This window comes from Tamlana crocina (assembly GCF_012037625.1).
In genome coordinates, this window is the sequence record NZ_JAAVJS010000149.1 from 1 (window position 1) to 514 (window position 514).

At 49.0% G+C, this 514-nt stretch carries 1 protein-coding gene; it reads left to right on the forward strand.

Annotated features, from left to right (window positions below; all coding sequences use genetic code 11):
• Positions 1 to 514 (forward strand): 1,4-dihydroxy-2-naphthoate octaprenyltransferase (gene menA / locus HC176_RS16060; protein ID WP_167920009.1); only part of this gene is annotated, 514 nt, incomplete at both ends.

Here is a 514-nt window from a genome sequence, read left to right on the forward strand (position 1 = left end):
GGGGATTTTGTAAAAGGTACAGACAACGAAGAACGCGTGGGCCCTCAACGCGCTTTGCAAAGTGGATTAATGACCCGCAAGGAAATGTACTGGGGTATGATAGCCACTGCAATTATTACCTTTTTACTTGCCGTAGCCCTAATTTACGTCGCCTTTGGCGGGCGTAGCCTTTTTTATGCAGTACTCTTCCTGCTGCTGGGAATCGCTGCTATTGCGGCTGCAGTGAAATACACCGTGGGTGATTCCGCTTATGGTTACCGCGGCCTTGGAGATGTTTTTGTATTTATCTTTTTTGGCCTGGTAGGGGTTTATGGCTCCTACTTTTTATATGCTTTGGAATGGGACTGGCGGGTGTTGCTGCCGGCTGCAACTGTCGGCTTTCTTAGTGCCGGAGTTCTTAACCTAAACAATATGCGCGATCATGCTGCCGATGCCCGGGCAGGAAAGAATACCCTGGTGGTGAAAATGGGTGCCAAAAATGCCAAACAATACCATTATTTCCTGCTGCTGGGCG